This is a genomic window from Nostoc sp. 2RC, from assembly GCF_014222165.1.
GTDB lineage: Bacteria > Cyanobacteriota > Cyanobacteriia > Cyanobacteriales > Nostocaceae > Nostoc > Nostoc linckia.
Genome location: NZ_JACKZU010000787.1, coordinates 1 through 631, shown reverse-complemented (window position 1 = coordinate 631; position 631 = coordinate 1). Strand labels below are relative to the sequence as shown.

General features: G+C 54.4%; 1 protein-coding gene. It reads right to left on the bottom strand.

Annotation, left to right across the window (positions count from 1 at the left end):
• The coding region (locus tag GNE10_RS34985) for a DUF4915 domain-containing protein (protein ID WP_185570568.1) at window positions 1-631 on the bottom strand (631 nt) is incomplete at both ends.

Sequence of the window (631 nt, the reverse complement as noted above, 5' to 3'; positions counted from 1 at the left end):
CTGGGGCGACAAACAGCGAGATCAATTCCGCCGTTTGTTCTGGTAGCAGTTCGGCAATGGCAAAGGCCACCATTTCCCCCGCCACTGATGCCGAGATACCCACCAATTCACCCCTTTGGGGTTGGGTTTGCCACCGTTGCTGCAAACTGGGGAAGGTGAAGGCATCGTAATCCGCTAGGCTGCTGGCGGTGAGGTGATAGACGCGCTGGTATTTTGGGGGTTGGACTTCGACTACGCTCAGTCCACGGGGCGTTGATGGGGATGTTGTGGTATTGTTTGAGCCTTCCCAGATTTGGCGGGGCAATCCGGGGATGGGAGCCATACTGCCAACACTGGGGCGCTTTGCTGTGGGTTTGGTGGTGACGATACCACCAGAACCGGGGAAGGTCACTAGGCGTTCGATTTCCTCTGACTGGAAGCCCAAAGCCTGGGGTTGACGGACACCTGGGAGAACGACTACATCAAATAGTTCTTCCACTACCCCATCTAGTTGTAGCCAATGCACTGTTTCCCCAGTGTTGATGTCAATTACCATCAGCCCACACTGGGAAGTCTTGCCCACATTAGTCAGCCTTTGTTCTAGAAGTAGTCCGCTAAATGTCGGCGATCGCAATTTCGACAAGCCCACAAT